The organism is Martinezella tropici (genome assembly GCF_003287875.1).
Classification (GTDB): Bacteria; Pseudomonadota; Alphaproteobacteria; order Rhizobiales; family Rhizobiaceae; genus Rhizobium; species Rhizobium tropici_C.
The window spans coordinates 183,307-198,159 of record NZ_QMKK01000046.1; the positions used below are offsets into that span (position 1 = coordinate 183,307).

Genomic DNA, 14,853 nt, shown 5'->3' on the forward strand with positions numbered 1-14,853 from the left:
CAACATCGATGCTTTCTCGGCCGCCGAGCTTGCCTCGGAGGAAAGCCGCGCCTCGGCCACTCCGATGATGGAGCAATATATCGAGATCAAAGCGAACAATCCCGGTTCGCTGCTGTTCTACCGCATGGGCGACTTCTACGAACTGTTCTTCGAAGATGCCGTCGATGCGTCGCGCGCGCTCGGCATCACGCTGACGAAGCGCGGCCAGCATATGGGGCAGGATATCCCGATGTGCGGCGTGCCGGTTCACGCCGCCGACGATTATCTGCAGAAGCTGATCGCGCTTGGCTTCCGTGTCGCCGTCTGCGAGCAGGTGGAAGATCCGGCGGAGGCTAAGAAGCGCGGCGGCAAATCGGTGGTGCGACGCGATGTCGTGCGTCTGGTGACGCCGGGCACGATTACCGAGGAAAAGCTGCTTTCGCCTTCGGAATCCAACTATCTGATGGCGCTCACCCGCATCCGCGGCGGCGCCGAGCCGCAGCTGGCGCTTGCCTGGATCGATATTTCGACAGGCGTCTTCCGCCTCGCCGAGACGGAAGCCTCAAGGCTGCTGGCCGACATCCTGCGCATCGATCCCAGAGAACTGATCCTGCCGGATACGATGTTCCATGATCCCGAGCTGAAGCCGGTTTTCGATATCCTCGGGCGGACCGCTGTACCGCAGCCGGCGGTGCTCTTCGACAGCGCCAGCGCCGAGGGACGGATCACGCGTTACTTCGGCGTGTCGACGCTCGATGGTTTCGGCACGTTCAGCCGGGCAGAGCTTGCCGCCGCTGCCGCTGCCATCGCCTATGTCGAAAAGACCCAGCTTGCCGAGCGGCCGCCGCTGGGGCTGCCCGAGCGTGAAAGCGGCGCTTCGACGCTCTTCATCGATCCCGCCACCCGCGCCAATCTCGAACTGGTTCGCACGCTTTCCGGCGACCGCAACGGCTCGTTGTTGAAGGCGATCGACCGCACCGTGACCGGCGGTGGTGCCCGCCTTCTCGCCGAACGGCTGATGTCGCCGCTCACCGACCCCGCCCGCATCAATGAACGCCTGGATTCGATCGGCTTCCTGACCGAGGAGCCGTCGCTCTGCAGCGATCTGCGTTCGGCGTTGAAGCATGTGCCCGACATGCCGCGCGCGCTATCGCGCCTTGCGCTCGATCGCGGCGGCCCGCGCGATCTCTGGGCGATTCGTCAGGGGCTTGCGGCGGCGGCCGATCTCGCCCGTCTTCTCGGTGGCGCCTTGCTGCCGGAGGAGCTTGCCGCTGCATTGGCCGGGCTTAAAGCTTTGCCAGCCGATCTTGAAGCGATGCTCGCTGCCATGCTTGCCGAAGAACTGCCTCTGCTGAAGCGGGACGGCGGCTTCCTGAGGGAGGGGGCGAATGCCGAGCTGGACGAAGTGCGGGCATTGCGCGACCAGTCGCGCCGCGTCATCGCCGGCCTGCAGCTGCAATATGCCGAGGAGACCGGCATCAAGTCGCTGAAGATCAAGCACAATAATGTGCTCGGCTATTTTATCGAGGTCACCGCCGGCAATGCCGGTCCGATGACGGATACGAGCGAAGCCAAGGCTCGCTTCATCCATCGTCAGACCATGGCGAACGCCATGCGCTTTACGACGACCGAGCTTGCCGACCTCGAAAGCCGCATCGCCAACGCCGCCGACAAGGCGCTGGCGATCGAGCTCGAGGCCTTCGACCGCATGGTCGCAGCCGTGGTGGCCGCTGCCGAGGCGATCAAGGCCGGCGCCCGCGCGCTCTCGATCATCGATGTGGCGGCCGGCCTTGCGCTGCTTGCCGAGGAGCAGGCCTATTGCCGCCCTGTCGTCGATGGCAGCCGCATGTTCGCCATTGAGGGCGGCCGTCATCCGGTCGTCGAGCAGGCATTGCGGCGTCAGGCCGGCGGTCCATTCGTCGCCAACAATTGCGATCTCTCGCCGAAATCCGATGGCAAGGATGGCGCCATCTGGCTGCTGACCGGCCCGAACATGGGCGGTAAGTCGACCTTCCTGCGCCAGAACGCGCTGATCGCCATTCTCGCGCAGATGGGTGCTTTCGTGCCGGCCGCTTCCGCTCACATCGGCATCGTCGACCGGCTGTTCTCGCGCGTCGGCGCTTCCGACGATCTGGCCCGAGGCCGTTCGACCTTCATGGTCGAAATGGTCGAGACGGCTGCGATCCTTAACCAGGCGACGGAACGCTCCCTCGTCATCCTCGACGAGATCGGTCGCGGCACCGCGACCTTCGACGGTCTCTCGATCGCCTGGGCCGCAGTCGAGCATCTGCATGAAGCCAACCGATGCCGCGGCCTCTTCGCCACCCATTTCCATGAGCTGACCGTGCTATCCGAGAAGCTCGGCCGGCTTTCCAATGCCACCATGCGCGTCAAGGAATGGGATGGCGACGTCATCTTCCTGCATGAGGTCGGACCGGGAGCTGCCGATCGCTCCTATGGCATTCAGGTCGCGCGTCTTGCCGGCCTCCCGGCGTCCGTGGTGGCGCGTGCCCGCGATGTCCTGACGCGGCTTGAAGATGCCGACCGCAAGAATCCGGCAAGCCAGCTCATCGATGATCTGCCTCTCTTCCAGGTGGCAGTCCGTCGGGAGGAGGCTGTTGGCCGGCGCGAGCCCTCCAAGGTCGAGGAACGGCTGAAAACGCTGGATCTGGACGACCTGACGCCGCGCGCCGCTCTGGATGTGCTTTATGAACTGAAGAAAATGCTGACCAAAAGCAGCTGACCACAGGCGATATTCCAAGGGCAATATGATGTATCTCGAAGTTCTTCTCGCCGAAGTCCGCACTCTGGGTGAGCGCTTCTCTCCGATCGCCGCGCGCGGCAAGATCTGCGGCGAGGGGGAGGCCCCGGACTGCGAATCCGATCGCGGCCTGCTCGATATTACGCTGTCCTGCAGCCGCATTTCCGACATCTGCTCGAAGATCGCCAGGGCCGGCTATTGGGAATGCGAGCGCGAAATGGTGACGCAGATCGGCGCCCAATCGCGAAACATATTATATAGCTTGAACGAGCTCAGACGGGCGATCGAGCCGGCAAGGCCCTAAAACCGCCGGCTTCTGCGTCAATTGCCGTCACGCTTCGTCAACGTCGGCCTGGTAGACATCATAGGGATCGTCGATTCCCTGCAATCTACCCTCGAGAGACGCGGGCGTAGAATGCCTTTGTCAATCACCGGCCAAAGGGGCTATAGCGCATGCAGACGAGAAGACAGGCGCACCGGCAACGGGCCGCTGTCAGTGAACAGAAAGCCGATCGGCACAGCATGGAAACGCATCATATCGATTTTTCGACCATTCTCGATGTCTCCGCGCTAAGGGCGGAATGCGAGGCTCTCGCCAAACGCGGCCTGGACAAGAATGAGGAGCGCTCCGCTCTCCTGGCGCTGTTGAAAAAGGCGAGCCAGGAAGGCCGCGAGTCGGCGCGTCGGTTGCTGATTGAGGAAGGCGGCGGCCTCGATTGCGCGCACCGGATTTCCTGGCTGCAGGACCAGATCATCACCATTCTCTACGACTTCACCGTCCGTCACGTCTATCCGAAGCAGGCGGGTGCCTTCTCCGTGACGGCGGTCGGTGGCTATGGCCGCGATACGCTGGCGCCGGGATCCGATATAGATCTTCTCTTCCTCTTCCAGCCGAAGCCTGAGAGCGACACGCACAAGGCGGTCGAATTCATCCTCTATATGCTCTGGGACATGGGCTTCAAGGTCGGCCACGCCACGCGCACGGTCGAGGAGTGCATCCGCGAGGCCAAATCCGACATGACGGTGCGCACGGCCATTCTCGAGACCCGCTATATTTGCGGCAATGCGCCGCTCGCCAAGGAATTGGAGGCGCGCTTCGATAAGGAAATCGTCACCAATACCGGTCCGGAATTCATCGCCGCCAAGCTCGCCGAACGCGACGTACGTCATCGCAAGGCCGGCGATACCCGCTATCTGGTCGAGCCCAACGTCAAGGAAGGCAAAGGCGGCCTGCGCGACCTGCACACGCTGTTCTGGATCTCGAAATATTATTACCACGTCCGCGATCCCGCCGAACTGGTGAAGCTCGGCGTGCTTTCGAAGCAGGAATATCGCCTCTTCCAGAAGGCAGAGGACTTCCTTTGGGCCGTGCGCTGCCACATGCATTTCCTGACGGGCAAGGCGGAAGAGCGGCTTTCCTTCGATATCCAGCGCGATATCGCAGAAGCCCTCGGCTACAACGCCCGCCCCGGCCTTTCGGCGGTCGAGCGCTTCATGAAGCACTATTTCCTCGTCGCCAAGGATGTCGGCGATCTCACCCGCATCCTCTGCGCCGCACTTGAAGACCAGCAGGCGAAAGCCACCCCCGGGCTCACCGGCGTCATCAGCCGCTTTGCCAACCGTTCGCGCAAGATCGCCGGCACCGTCGAATTCGTCGAGGATCGTGGCCGCATCGCGCTTGCCAATCCCGACGTCTTCAAGCGCGATCCGGTCAGCCTCATCCGGCTGTTCTTCGTTGCCGACATCAATGGCCTGGAATTCCATCCGGATGCGCTGAAACGCGTCACGCGGTCGCTGAACCTGATCGACAACGATCTGCGGGAGAACGAGGAGGCGAACCGGCTGTTCCTCTCCATCCTCACCTCGAAGCGCGATCCAGCTCTGATCCTGCGCCGCATGAACGAGGCCGGCGTGCTCGGCCGCTTCATTCCGGAATTCGGCAAGATCGTCTCGATGATGCAGTTTAACATGTATCACCACTATACAGTGGACGAGCATCTGATCCGCGCCGTCGAGGTGCTGTCGGAGATCGACAAGGGCAAGGCCGAGGATATCCATCCGCTGACCAACAAGCTGATGCCCAATATCGAGGATCGCGATGCGCTCTATGTCGCCGTCCTGTTGCACGACATCGCCAAGGGCCGCGAGGAGGACCACTCGGAAGCCGGCGCCGCGGTTGCACGCAAGCTCTGCCCGCGCTTCGGCCTTTCGCCGAAGCAGACGGAGCTGGTGGTCTGGCTGATTGCCGAGCATCTGACCATGTCGATGGTCGCCCAGACGCGCGACCTGACCGACCGCAAGACCATCATCGATTTCGCCGACCGGGTGCAGTCGCTCGACCGGCTGAAGATGCTACTGATCCTCACCGTCTGCGACATCCGCGCCGTCGGCCCCGGCGTCTGGAACGGCTGGAAGGGCCAGCTGCTGCGCACGCTCTATTACGAGACCGAACTGCTGTTGGCGGGCGGCTTCTCCGAAGTGTCGCGCAAGGAGCGGGCCGAGGCGGCCGCCGAAGCGCTGGGACAGGCCCTTTCGGATTGGAGCCAGAAGGATCGCAAGGCTTACGTCAAGCTGCACTACCAGCCCTATCTGCTGTCCGTGCCGCTGGAGGACCAGGTCCGCCACACGCAGTTCATTCGCCAGTCGGACAAGGCGGACAAGGTGCTTGCCACTATGGTGCGCACCGACAGCTTCCACGCCATCACCGAGATCACCGTTCTATCGCCCGACCATCCGCGTCTGTTGACCGTGATTGCCGGCGCCTGTGCCGCGGCCGGCGCCAATATCGCGGACGCGCAGATCTTCACGACATCGGATGGCCGCGCGCTCGACACCATCCATGTCAGCCGCGAATTTCCCGACGACGCCGACGAGCTGCGGCGTGCCGCCACCATCGGCAAGATGATCGAGGATGTTCTGGCCGGCCGCAAGCGGCTGCCTGAGGTCATCGCAACCCGGACGAAGAACCGCCGCAAGAACAAGGCTTTCGTCATCCCGCCGTCGGTGATCATCACCAACAGCCTCTCCAACAAGTTCACGGTCATCGAAGTCGAATGCCTCGATCGCCCCGGCTTGCTGTCGGAAATCACGGCCGTCCTTTCGGACCTGTCGCTCGATATCCAGTCGGCCCGCATCACCACTTTCGGCGAAAAGGTCATCGACACCTTCTATGTCACCGATCTGGTCGGGCAGAAGATTTCCAACGAGAACAAGCGAGCCTATATCACCGCGCGCCTGAAGGCGGTCATGGCCGGCGAGGAGGATGAGATGCGCGAGCGCATGCCTTCAGGCATCATCGCGCCCGCCGCCACCCGTGGCGTCGCCGTCGAAAAGTCAGACACTGAGAAGAAAGCCGGTTCCGCCGCATGAGCCTCGTCAAGAAATTCATCACGGTCGGTGGCGCGACGCTTGGCAGCCGCATCTTCGGCTTCGCCCGCGAAACGCTGATGGCCGCTGCTCTCGGCACCGGCCCGATGGCAGACGTCTTCTACGCCGCCTTCCGCTTTCCGAACCTCTTCCGCCGTCTGTTTGCCGAAGGCGCCTTCAACGCCGCCTTCGTGCCGCTCTTTGCCAAGGAAATCGAGGCGAATGGCATCGACGGCGCCAAGCGCTTCTCGGAAGAAGTGTTCGGCGTTCTCTTCTCGGTCCTGCTGCTGATCACCATCGTCATGGAACTGGCCATGCCGCTCCTGGTGCGTTGGGTCATCGCGCCTGGTTTCGCCGACGATGCCGAGAAATTCGACCTGACGGTCCGGTTGGCGGCCGTGATGTTCCCCTATCTCATGTCGATGTCGCTGACGGCGATGATGAGCGGCATGCTGAATTCGCTGCATCATTTCTTCGCCGCGGCCGTGGCTCCGATCTTCCTGAACCTGGTGATGATCAGCGCGCTGTTCTACGCGATCTATTTCGGCGCCGATCCGCTGACCACCGCATGGTATCTGTCCTGGTCGGTGCTGGTGGCGGGCGTGCTGCAGCTGGCCGTCGTCTATATCGGCGTGCGTCATGCCGGCATCAGTATCGGCCTGCGCTTTCCGCGCTTCACACCCAATGTCAAGCGGCTCCTGCTTCTTGCGATCCCAGCAGCCATCACCGGCGGCGTCACTCAGATCAATCTGGTGATCGGCCAGGCGATTGCCTCGGGCAAGGAAGGCGCGATCGCTGCCCTGCAATATGCAGACCGCATCTACCAGCTGCCGCTCGGCGTCGTCGGCGTCGCGGTTGGAATCGTGCTTTTGCCGGAATTGGCGCGTTCGCTGAAGTCGGGCCATATCAAGGAAGCCGCCAATATCCAGAATCGCTCGATCGAATTCGTGCTGTTCCTGACCCTGCCGGCTGCTGTCGCCCTGTGGCTGCTCTCCGACGATATCATCCGCGTGCTTTACGAGCGCGGCGCCTTTAACGCGAACAATACAACGCTGGTCGGCTCCATCCTCGCCATCTTCGGCTTGGGTCTGCCGGCTTTCGTGCTGATCAAGGCCTTGCAGCCCGGCTTTTATGCCCGAGAAGATACAAAATCGCCGATGCGCTACACGGCGGTCGCGGTCGCCGTCAATTCGGCGCTGTCCATCCTGCTTTTCCCGGTGCTGGCCGAACGCGGCATTGCGCTCGCCGAAGCGGTTGCCGGATGGCTGAACGCTGTACAGCTCTTCGTTACGCTCTATCGCCGCGGGCATCTCGTCTGGGAATGGTCGCTGGTGCGACGCACCGCCATGCTGCTCGTCTCCTCCGCCGTCATGGGTGGCGTCATCCTATATTTATCTCATCGGTGGGAGCCGCTTCTGGGGTCCGGCTCGACGCTGCTCACCAAGACCGGCGTCCTGGGTTTGCTCATATTGATTGCGATGGCAGTGTATTTCATTGTCGCCTTCCTGATCGGCGGCGTGGATTTGGGCATGGTGCGCCGCAATTTGAAGCGCAAGCGGGCGAAGCCAGCGCCGGATGCCGAGGTGGTGAACGGGGAGTAGACAGCGACGCCGGCTGTCGCGCGAGCTGAGATCGCGTAACCCCCCTCTGTCGCTGCCGCGACATCTCCCCCACAAGGGGGAGATTGTTGGGAGTTTGCCGCGCCCTTTGTAAACCAGTAGGCCCACCCCTATGAGCACGTTAATGATTAGATATGAGTAGGTGCCACACGCTACCGATCTCCCCCCTTGTGGGGGAGATGTCCCGATAGGGACAGAGGGGGTGCGCACCCTCCACATATGCGCAGTTTATTTTGTTCGCGGAGCCCCTATGCCTCAATCCCTCTTCCTCGTCACCCTCGTTGTCGACGATTACGATCGTGCCAAGACCTTCTATTGCGATGCCCTCGGCTTCGATTGCCTGCAGGACGAGGTGCAGCCGGAGGGCAAGCGCTGGATCGTCGTGAGGCCGAAAGGCGGGGAAGGGGCCGCGCTCCTACTCGCCCAGGCCGCCAGCGATAGCCAGCGCACCGCGATCGGCAACCAGACCGGCGGCCGCGTCGGCTTCTTTCTCAAGACCGATGATTTCGCTCGCGATCATGCCGCGATGAAAGCAAAGGGCGTGCGTTTTTTGGAGGAACCGCGCCATGAGGTCTATGGCACCGTGGCAGTCTTCGCCGATCCCTATGGCAACACCTGGGATCTGATCCAGCATTCTTCCTGATGCAGCCTCATATAGCCTCTTGATCCCAACCTGTCCGCCGTGCATAAGCCGCTCGAAACCAAGGGTCGAGCGCCGCTCGCCCAGGCCCTCCACAAGCCTTTTGAGGACGACATGACCGAATTTAAGCCGCTCGTATTCTCCGGCGTCCAGCCCACCGGCAATCTCCATCTCGGCAACTATCTCGGCGCAATCCGCAAGTTCGTGGCCCTGCAGGAAAACAACGACTGCATCTACTGCGTCGTCGACATGCATGCGCTGACGGCGCAGCTCGTTCATGAGGACATGCCGAACCAGACGCGTTCGATCACCGCGGCCTTCCTTGCCGCAGGCATCGATCCGGAAAAGCACATCGTCTTCAATCAGTCGGCCGTGCCCGGCCATGCCGAGCTTGCCTGGATCTTCAACTGCGTCGCCCGCATCGGCTGGATGAACCGCATGACGCAGTTCAAGGACAAGGCCGGCAAGGATCGCGAGCAGGCTTCGCTCGGCCTTTACGCCTATCCGAGCCTGATGGCCGCCGACATTCTGCTCTATCGCGCCACCCATGTTCCGGTCGGCGACGACCAGAAGCAGCATCTGGAGCTGACCCGCGACATCGCCATGAAGTTCAATCTGGACTACATGGAGCATATCCGCCGCACGGGCTATGGCATCGACATCACCGTCGGCGACGAGCCGGTGCATGCCTATTTTCCGATGGTCGAGCCGCTGATCGATGGCCCGGCGCCGCGCGTCATGTCGCTGCGCGACGGTACGAAGAAGATGTCGAAATCCGACGCCTCGGACCTTTCGCGCATCAACCTGCTCGATGACGAGGAAAACATCTCGAAGAAGATCCGCAAGGCCAAGACCGATCCGGATGGCTTGCCGAGCGAAACCGCCGGTCTTGCCGGCCGCCCCGAGGCTGACAATCTGGTCGGCATCTATGCGGCTCTTGCCGATAAGTCGAAAGCTGAGGTTCTATCCGAGTTCGGCGGCCAGCAGTTCTCCGTCTTCAAGCCGGCGCTGGTCGATCTGGCCGTGCATGTGCTTTCGCCGATTACGATGGAAATGCGCCGCCTCATGGCCGATCCCGGCCATATCGACGCGGTGCTCCGCGATGGCAGCGCCCGTGCTCGTGCCCGCGCCGACGTGACCATGAAGCAGATTCGCGACATTATCGGCTTTCTCTATTGATGTTGTCGTAATAGAGGGCTCCCGTTACGAAACGGGGACTTGCAAAACATCGCCTTCGGGTGTCAGAGTCGGCCTATGGTTTCAAAACGTCTCTCACGGCTCGAAGGTCATCGCCGCAAGTTCATGGCGGTCATCGATGGCACGCCCGAATGCCAGCGTGCCGTTCACTATGCCGGACGGCGCGCCAAGAATTCCAATGGCGGCCTCGTGCTGCTTTATGTGATCCCCGAGGGCGATTTCCAGCAATGGCTTGGCGTCGAGGAGATCATGCGGGCGGAAGCGCGCGAGGAGGCCGAGTCGGCGACCGCAAAGGCAGCGCAGACCGTCCGCGAAAATATCGGCATCGATCCCGAGATCGTCATTCGCGAGGGATCGGCCGCAGAGCAGATCAATGCGGTGATCGAGGATGACCGGGACATCGCGCTTCTCGTGCTTGCCGCAGGTTCGGCGAAGGAGGGACCTGGCCCGCTGGTCTCGTCGATCGCCGGTCGTGCCGCTGCCTTTCCGATCCCGGTGACGGTGCTTCCGGATACGCTGAGCAACGAGGAAATCGACGCGCTGAGTTGATCGCGTGTGTCATTTCTTGAGAAACACTCTCTTGAATAGAATGGCCAAAAGGCCTATTTTCTTTTGAAATATTCTAAAGTCGGGACAGGGTTTTCGCCCGCCGCATGGAGATCAAGATGTTCATTCAGACCGAAGCGACGCCGAACCCCGCGACCCTCAAGTTCCTGCCGGGCAAAGTGGTGATGGAAAGCGGCACGGCCGAGTTCCGCAGCGCCGAAGAAGCCGAAGCTTCGCCGCTCGCTGGCCGCCTCTTCGAAATCCCGGGCGTGATCGGCGTTTATTTCGGCTATGACTTCATTTCCGTCTCCAAAGAAAATCAGGAATGGCAGCATCTGAAGCCCGCCATCCTCGGTTCGATCATGGAGCATTTCATGTCCGGCAAGCCGGTCATGGGCTCGGCGTCTGTGCTGTCCGAAGTGCAGGATGCCGGCGGTGAATTCTTCGACGAGGGCGACGAGGCGATCGTGCTGACCATCAAGGAACTGCTGGATACGCGCGTGCGCCCGGCCGTTGCCCAGGATGGCGGCGATATCACCTTCCGCGGCTTCCGCGATGGCAAGGTCTACCTCAACATGAAGGGCTCGTGCTCGGGCTGCCCGTCTTCCACGGCAACGCTGAAGCATGGCGTGCAGAACCTGCTGCGCCATTTCGTCCCGGAAGTGCAGGAAGTCGAAGCCGTCTAATCCCGGCCTAACGGAAAAATTGACATGATCGTACTGGCGCTCGACACGGCAGGTGTGGATTGCGCTGCCGCTGTGTATGATAGCGGCAGTGATTCTGTGATGGGGGAGGTCACGGAAACGATCGGACGAGGCCATGCCGAGCATCTGATGCACGTTGTCGACGAGGCGCTGGCGAAAGCCGGTACGGCGCTTTCGGCGATCGAGCGTGTCGTCGTGACCGTTGGCCCCGGTTCCTTCACCGGCATCCGCATCGGCGTTGCAGCCGCACGCGGTTTTGCACTTTCCCTCAATGTTCCGGCAATCGGCGTCACGACCCTCGAGGTCATGGCGGCGACTGCCAGAGCGCAGAATCCGGGCAAGTCGGTTCTGGCTGCCATCGATGCCAAGCGCGAGGAGATCTATCTCCAAAGCTTCGCTGCCGATGGCAACCCGCTGGACGAGGCTCGGGCCGTGACGATCGACGAAGCGCGGGCAATCGCCGGCGCATTCGATGGCATGGTCACCGGAACGGCCGTCGCCCGGTTGAGCGACGCGCCGCCGGCGGAGCGGCCAGACGCATTTCCGATTGCCACCGTCGCCCGGCTGGGCGCTGGCAAGCCTGCCGGCGAAAAGCCGAAGCCGCTTTATCTTCGCGGACCCGATGCCAGACCGCAGGCCGGATACGCAATTGCCAGGCAATAGACATGCTCGAATCCTACCTGACCTTGAAAGCCGAATACGAAATCGTCCCGATGGAGCCGAAGGATTGCGCCGAGGTGGCGCTTCTGCATGGCGAGCGGTTCCCGCGGGTCTGGGACGAGAGTGAATTTCAGAGCCTCCTTGGGCAGGAAACGACCTTCGGCTTCGTCGCCCGCCAGACCAATGCCATCCTGAAGAAGGCGCTTCCCGGCTTCGTGCTGGCGCGGCATGTTGCGGGGGAGGGCGAAATCCTGACGATCGCCGTCAACGCCAAGCTCGGACGCTCCGGTCTCGGCTGGAGGCTGATGCAGGCCGCTCTTCGCGAGGCCCGTAGCCGTGGCGGCGAAACCATGTTCCTGGAGGTCGACGGCGGCAATCAGCCGGCGCTCGGCCTCTACCGCAAGCTCGGTTTCGAGACCGTCAGCGAGCGCAAGGCCTATTATGTCGGCGAAGACGGCCAGAAGTCGACGGCGCTTGTCATGCGCCGCGTTCTTCGCTAGAGCATTTTGCAGCCAGGTGGCATCATCTGGCGTCGCACAAATGCGGCAAAACAAATAGATAGAGCGGCAATTCGGCGCTCTGGCCCCTTGTCACAGTCCCAGCAGACCGAAGACAGCGATTGATGGAAGACGCCGTAAAATCCCTGGAGGAGCTTTGCGCCGAGCGCGGCATGCGCATGACGGAGCAGCGACGGATCATTGCGCGCATCATCGAGAGCTCCGGGGATCACCCCGATGTCGAAGAGTTATACCGGCGGTCGGTCGAGGTGGATGCGAAAATCTCGATCTCGACGGTCTATCGCACCGTCAAATTGTTCGAAGATGCCGGCCTTCTCGCCCGCCACGATTTTCGCGATGGGCGGTCCCGTTACGAAACCGTGCCGGAAGAGCATCATGATCACCTCATCGATCTGAAGAGCGGCAAGGTGATCGAATTCCATTCGCCGGAGATCGAGGCATTGCAGGAGCGCATTGCCCGCGAACACGGCTTCAAACTCGTCGACCACCGGCTGGAGCTTTACGGCATCCCGCTGAAGAAGGACGAAGGTTGACGTGAAGGCTTTCATGCAGGAGCGAGCGATTTGATGACCTGGCTGCGCATCGGCTGTGCGGCCGTGGTCATTGGCGTCGTCAGCGCCGTGATGCTGCCGCTGCAGATCCTCTGCCTGCGCTTCGACTGGAAGCTCAGGCGCTATCTGCCGCGCTACTGGCATCGCATCGTCTGCTATTGGCTTGGCGTACGCATCCATGTTGTCGGCAAGATGGAGACGAGCCGGCCGTTGATGCTGGCGTCCAACCATTCGTCCTGGCTCGATATTCTCGTACTCTCGGCGGTGGCCGACGTTGCCTTCATCGCCAAGTCGGAAGTGCGGGACTGGCCGATTTTCGGCCTGTTTGCGCAGTGGCAGAAGAGCGTGTTCGTCGAGCGCGAGCAGAAGCGTAAGACCGGCGAGCAGGTGAACGAGATCGCCGATCGCATGGCCGACGGCGAAATCATGGTGTTGTTCCCTGAAGGAACCACCTCGGACGGCAATCGGCTGCTCGAAGTCAAGTCCTCGCTGTTCGGCGCGGCCGCTGCCGCCCTGCCGAAGGCGCCGGATGCCGTCGTGCATGTTCAGCCGGTCGCGGTCGCCTATACCCGCGTCCATGGAACGCCCATGGGCCGCTACTATCGCCCGCTGACGGCATGGCCTGGAGATATCGAGCTTGTGCCGCACCTGAAGGGCATCATCCAGTGCGGTGCCATCGATGTCGACGTTTGTTTCGGCGAGGCGGTGGATTATCGCGCCGGCACCAATCGCAAGGAAGTCAGCGCCACTATCGCCAGGCGCATCCGCAATATGCTTGCCAGTCGGCTGCTAGGTCGCGAGATCGCCTGATTTCCAGGTGATTCCAACTTTTTCATTTTCTCCGAAAGCAAAAGCCACTACATAGCGGCCCATGACCAAGGATAGCCTGACCCTCGACGCCCCGGCGGCCGACGCTTTGCAGCTCGGTTCCCGCGATGGCTCCAACAGCCGCAAGGTCTTCATCAAGACCTACGGCTGCCAGATGAACGTCTATGATTCCACACGGATGAGCGATGCGCTGTCCCGCGACGGCTACGAGCCGACAGAGGACATGGAAGAGGCCGATCTCGTCCTTTTGAACACCTGTCATATTCGTGAGAAGGCGGCCGAAAAGGTCTATTCCGCGCTTGGGCGCCTGCGCGAGATGAAGAAGCGCAAGGCCGCCGACGGCCGCGAGATGATGATCGGCGTCACCGGCTGCGTCGCGCAGGCCGAGGGCGAGGAAATCCTGCGGCGCGCGCCTGCCGTCGATGTCGTCATCGGCCCGCAGACCTATCATCGCCTGCCGGACGCGCTTCGCCGCGCCAAGGAAGGCCAGCGCGTCGTCGACACCGAATATGCGATCGAGGACAAGTTCGAGCATCTGCCGATCGCTGAAAGGACCAAGATCCGCGCCCGCGGCGTCACCGCCTTCCTGACGGTGCAGGAAGGCTGCGACAAGTTCTGCACCTTCTGTGTCGTGCCCTATACGCGCGGCTCCGAAGTCTCCCGCCCGGTCTCGCAGATCGTCGAAGAGGCCGAGAAGCTTGTGGATGGCGGCGTTCGCGAGATCACGCTGCTCGGCCAGAACGTCAATGCATGGCACGGCATCGGCCCGAAGGGCGAAGCCTGGAGCCTCGGCGATCTCCTCTATCGCCTGGCGGAAATCCCCGGTCTCGCGCGCCTGCGCTACACGACCAGCCACCCGCGAGACATGGACGACCGCCTCATCGGTGCCCATCGCGACCTGCGGACGCTGATGCCCTATCTGCATCTTCCGGTTCAGGCCGGCTCGGATCGTATCTTGAAGGCGATGAACAGACGGCATACGGCGGCCGAATATCTGACGCTCATCGAGAAGATCCGTGCTGCGCGCCCCGATATCGCTCTTTCGGGTGATTTCATCGTCGGCTTCCCGGGGGAGACAGACCAGGATTTTGAGGATACACTGAAGCTCATCGAGGAGGTGAATTATGCACAGGCCTTCTCGTTCAAATATTCGACGCGGCCGGGCACGCCCGGTGCGGAGCTGAAGGATCAGGTGCCCGAAGAGGTCAAAACCCAACGACTGGAGCGTTTGCAGGCATTGTTGCTGAGGCAGCAGCATGCGTTTGCCGAGGCCTGTGTGGGCAAAACAGTGGATATCCTTCTGGAAAAGCCGGGCCGGATGCCAGGCCAGTTGATTGGACGCTCTCCCTGGCTGCAATCTGTGAATGTTGATGCAAAAGCATCGCAAATCAGTGACATTATTAACGTACGAATCACCGGAACCAGCACGAACAGCCTTTTTGCTGAATTGCTCTAGGTTCCGGACGGGCACAAGGAGCCGCACC

Annotated in this window: 13 protein-coding genes; all 13 read left to right on the top strand. The window is 61.7% G+C overall.

Annotation, left to right across the window (positions count from 1 at the left end; translation table 11 throughout):
- Nucleotides 1–64: 64 nt before the first annotated feature.
- Nucleotides 65–2,722, top strand: a complete 2,658-nt coding sequence (gene mutS / locus DQ393_RS21025) for a DNA mismatch repair protein MutS (protein WP_432422016.1) — start codon at nucleotides 65–67, stop codon at nucleotides 2,720–2,722.
- A 25-nt stretch (nucleotides 2,723–2,747) separates the two neighbouring features.
- A complete protein-coding gene (locus DQ393_RS21030) occupies nucleotides 2,748–3,044 on the top strand; it encodes a hypothetical protein (protein ID WP_245430417.1) in 297 nt (98 codons plus the stop codon).
- 149 nt (nucleotides 3,045–3,193) lie between these two features.
- Complete coding sequence (locus tag DQ393_RS21035) at nucleotides 3,194–6,109, top strand: [protein-PII] uridylyltransferase (protein WP_112343653.1); 2,916 nt, start codon at nucleotides 3,194–3,196, stop codon at nucleotides 6,107–6,109.
- Nucleotides 6,106–7,707 carry a murein biosynthesis integral membrane protein MurJ gene (murJ, locus tag DQ393_RS21040; protein WP_112343654.1) on the top strand — a complete coding sequence of 534 codons (1,602 nt, stop codon included), beginning with the start codon at nucleotides 6,106–6,108 and terminating at the stop codon, nucleotides 7,705–7,707. The genes DQ393_RS21035 and murJ overlap by 4 nt, the downstream gene beginning before the upstream one ends.
- A gap of 268 nt (nucleotides 7,708–7,975) precedes the next feature.
- Nucleotides 7,976–8,368, top strand: coding sequence for a VOC family protein (locus DQ393_RS21045; RefSeq protein WP_112343655.1), 393 nt, complete (start codon nucleotides 7,976–7,978; stop codon nucleotides 8,366–8,368).
- A gap of 111 nt (nucleotides 8,369–8,479) precedes the next feature.
- On the top strand, nucleotides 8,480–9,544 hold the full coding sequence (gene trpS / locus DQ393_RS21050; protein WP_112343656.1) for a tryptophan--tRNA ligase: 1,065 nt from the start codon (nucleotides 8,480–8,482) through the stop codon (nucleotides 9,542–9,544).
- A 75-nt stretch (nucleotides 9,545–9,619) separates the two neighbouring features.
- On the top strand, nucleotides 9,620–10,111 hold the full coding sequence (locus DQ393_RS21055) for a universal stress protein (protein ID WP_112343657.1): 492 nt from the start codon (nucleotides 9,620–9,622) through the stop codon (nucleotides 10,109–10,111).
- 116 nt (nucleotides 10,112–10,227) lie between these two features.
- Nucleotides 10,228–10,794 carry a NifU family protein gene (locus tag DQ393_RS21060; RefSeq protein ID WP_112343658.1) on the top strand — a complete coding sequence of 189 codons (567 nt, stop codon included), beginning with the start codon at nucleotides 10,228–10,230 and terminating at the stop codon, nucleotides 10,792–10,794.
- Between the two features lie 24 nt (nucleotides 10,795–10,818).
- Nucleotides 10,819–11,475 (top strand): tRNA (adenosine(37)-N6)-threonylcarbamoyltransferase complex dimerization subunit type 1 TsaB, encoded by a 657-nt coding sequence (tsaB, locus tag DQ393_RS21065; protein WP_112343659.1) that lies wholly within the window; start codon nucleotides 10,819–10,821, stop codon nucleotides 11,473–11,475.
- Between the two features lie 2 nt (nucleotides 11,476–11,477).
- Nucleotides 11,478–11,972 (top strand): GNAT family N-acetyltransferase, encoded by a 495-nt coding sequence (locus DQ393_RS21070; RefSeq protein WP_112343660.1) that lies wholly within the window; start codon nucleotides 11,478–11,480, stop codon nucleotides 11,970–11,972.
- A gap of 122 nt (nucleotides 11,973–12,094) precedes the next feature.
- Complete coding sequence (locus DQ393_RS21075) at nucleotides 12,095–12,523, top strand: Fur family transcriptional regulator (protein WP_112343661.1); 429 nt, start codon at nucleotides 12,095–12,097, stop codon at nucleotides 12,521–12,523.
- A gap of 30 nt (nucleotides 12,524–12,553) precedes the next feature.
- Nucleotides 12,554–13,351, top strand: coding sequence for a lysophospholipid acyltransferase family protein (locus tag DQ393_RS21080; protein WP_112343662.1), 798 nt, complete (start codon nucleotides 12,554–12,556; stop codon nucleotides 13,349–13,351).
- A 61-nt stretch (nucleotides 13,352–13,412) separates the two neighbouring features.
- Nucleotides 13,413–14,825 (top strand): tRNA (N6-isopentenyl adenosine(37)-C2)-methylthiotransferase MiaB, encoded by a 1,413-nt coding sequence (gene miaB, locus DQ393_RS21085; RefSeq protein WP_112343663.1) that lies wholly within the window; start codon nucleotides 13,413–13,415, stop codon nucleotides 14,823–14,825.
- Nucleotides 14,826–14,853: the final 28 nt, after the last annotated feature.

Excerpts from the sequence above, each read along its gene's own strand:
- murJ (WP_112343654.1), top strand. The coding sequence starts at position 6,106 with ATGAGCCTCGTCAAGAAATTCATCACGGTCGGTGGCGCGACGCTTGGC.
- DQ393_RS21060 (WP_112343658.1), top strand. The coding sequence starts at position 10,228 with ATGTTCATTCAGACCGAAGCGACGCCGAACCCCGCGACCCTCAAGTTC.
- DQ393_RS21035 (WP_112343653.1), top strand. The coding sequence starts at position 3,194 with ATGCAGACGAGAAGACAGGCGCACCGGCAACGGGCCGCTGTCAGTGAA.
- DQ393_RS21030 (WP_245430417.1), top strand. The coding sequence starts at position 2,748 with ATGATGTATCTCGAAGTTCTTCTCGCCGAAGTCCGCACTCTGGGTGAG.
- DQ393_RS21045 (WP_112343655.1), top strand. The coding sequence starts at position 7,976 with ATGCCTCAATCCCTCTTCCTCGTCACCCTCGTTGTCGACGATTACGAT.
- miaB (WP_112343663.1), top strand. The coding sequence starts at position 13,413 with ATGACCAAGGATAGCCTGACCCTCGACGCCCCGGCGGCCGACGCTTTG.
- DQ393_RS21055 (WP_112343657.1), top strand. The coding sequence starts at position 9,620 with ATGGTTTCAAAACGTCTCTCACGGCTCGAAGGTCATCGCCGCAAGTTC.
- mutS (WP_432422016.1), top strand. The coding sequence starts at position 65 with ATGATGGAGCAATATATCGAGATCAAAGCGAACAATCCCGGTTCGCTG.
- DQ393_RS21070 (WP_112343660.1), top strand. The coding sequence starts at position 11,478 with ATGCTCGAATCCTACCTGACCTTGAAAGCCGAATACGAAATCGTCCCG.
- trpS (WP_112343656.1), top strand. The coding sequence starts at position 8,480 with ATGACCGAATTTAAGCCGCTCGTATTCTCCGGCGTCCAGCCCACCGGC.
- tsaB (WP_112343659.1), top strand. The coding sequence starts at position 10,819 with ATGATCGTACTGGCGCTCGACACGGCAGGTGTGGATTGCGCTGCCGCT.
- DQ393_RS21075 (WP_112343661.1), top strand. The coding sequence starts at position 12,095 with ATGGAAGACGCCGTAAAATCCCTGGAGGAGCTTTGCGCCGAGCGCGGC.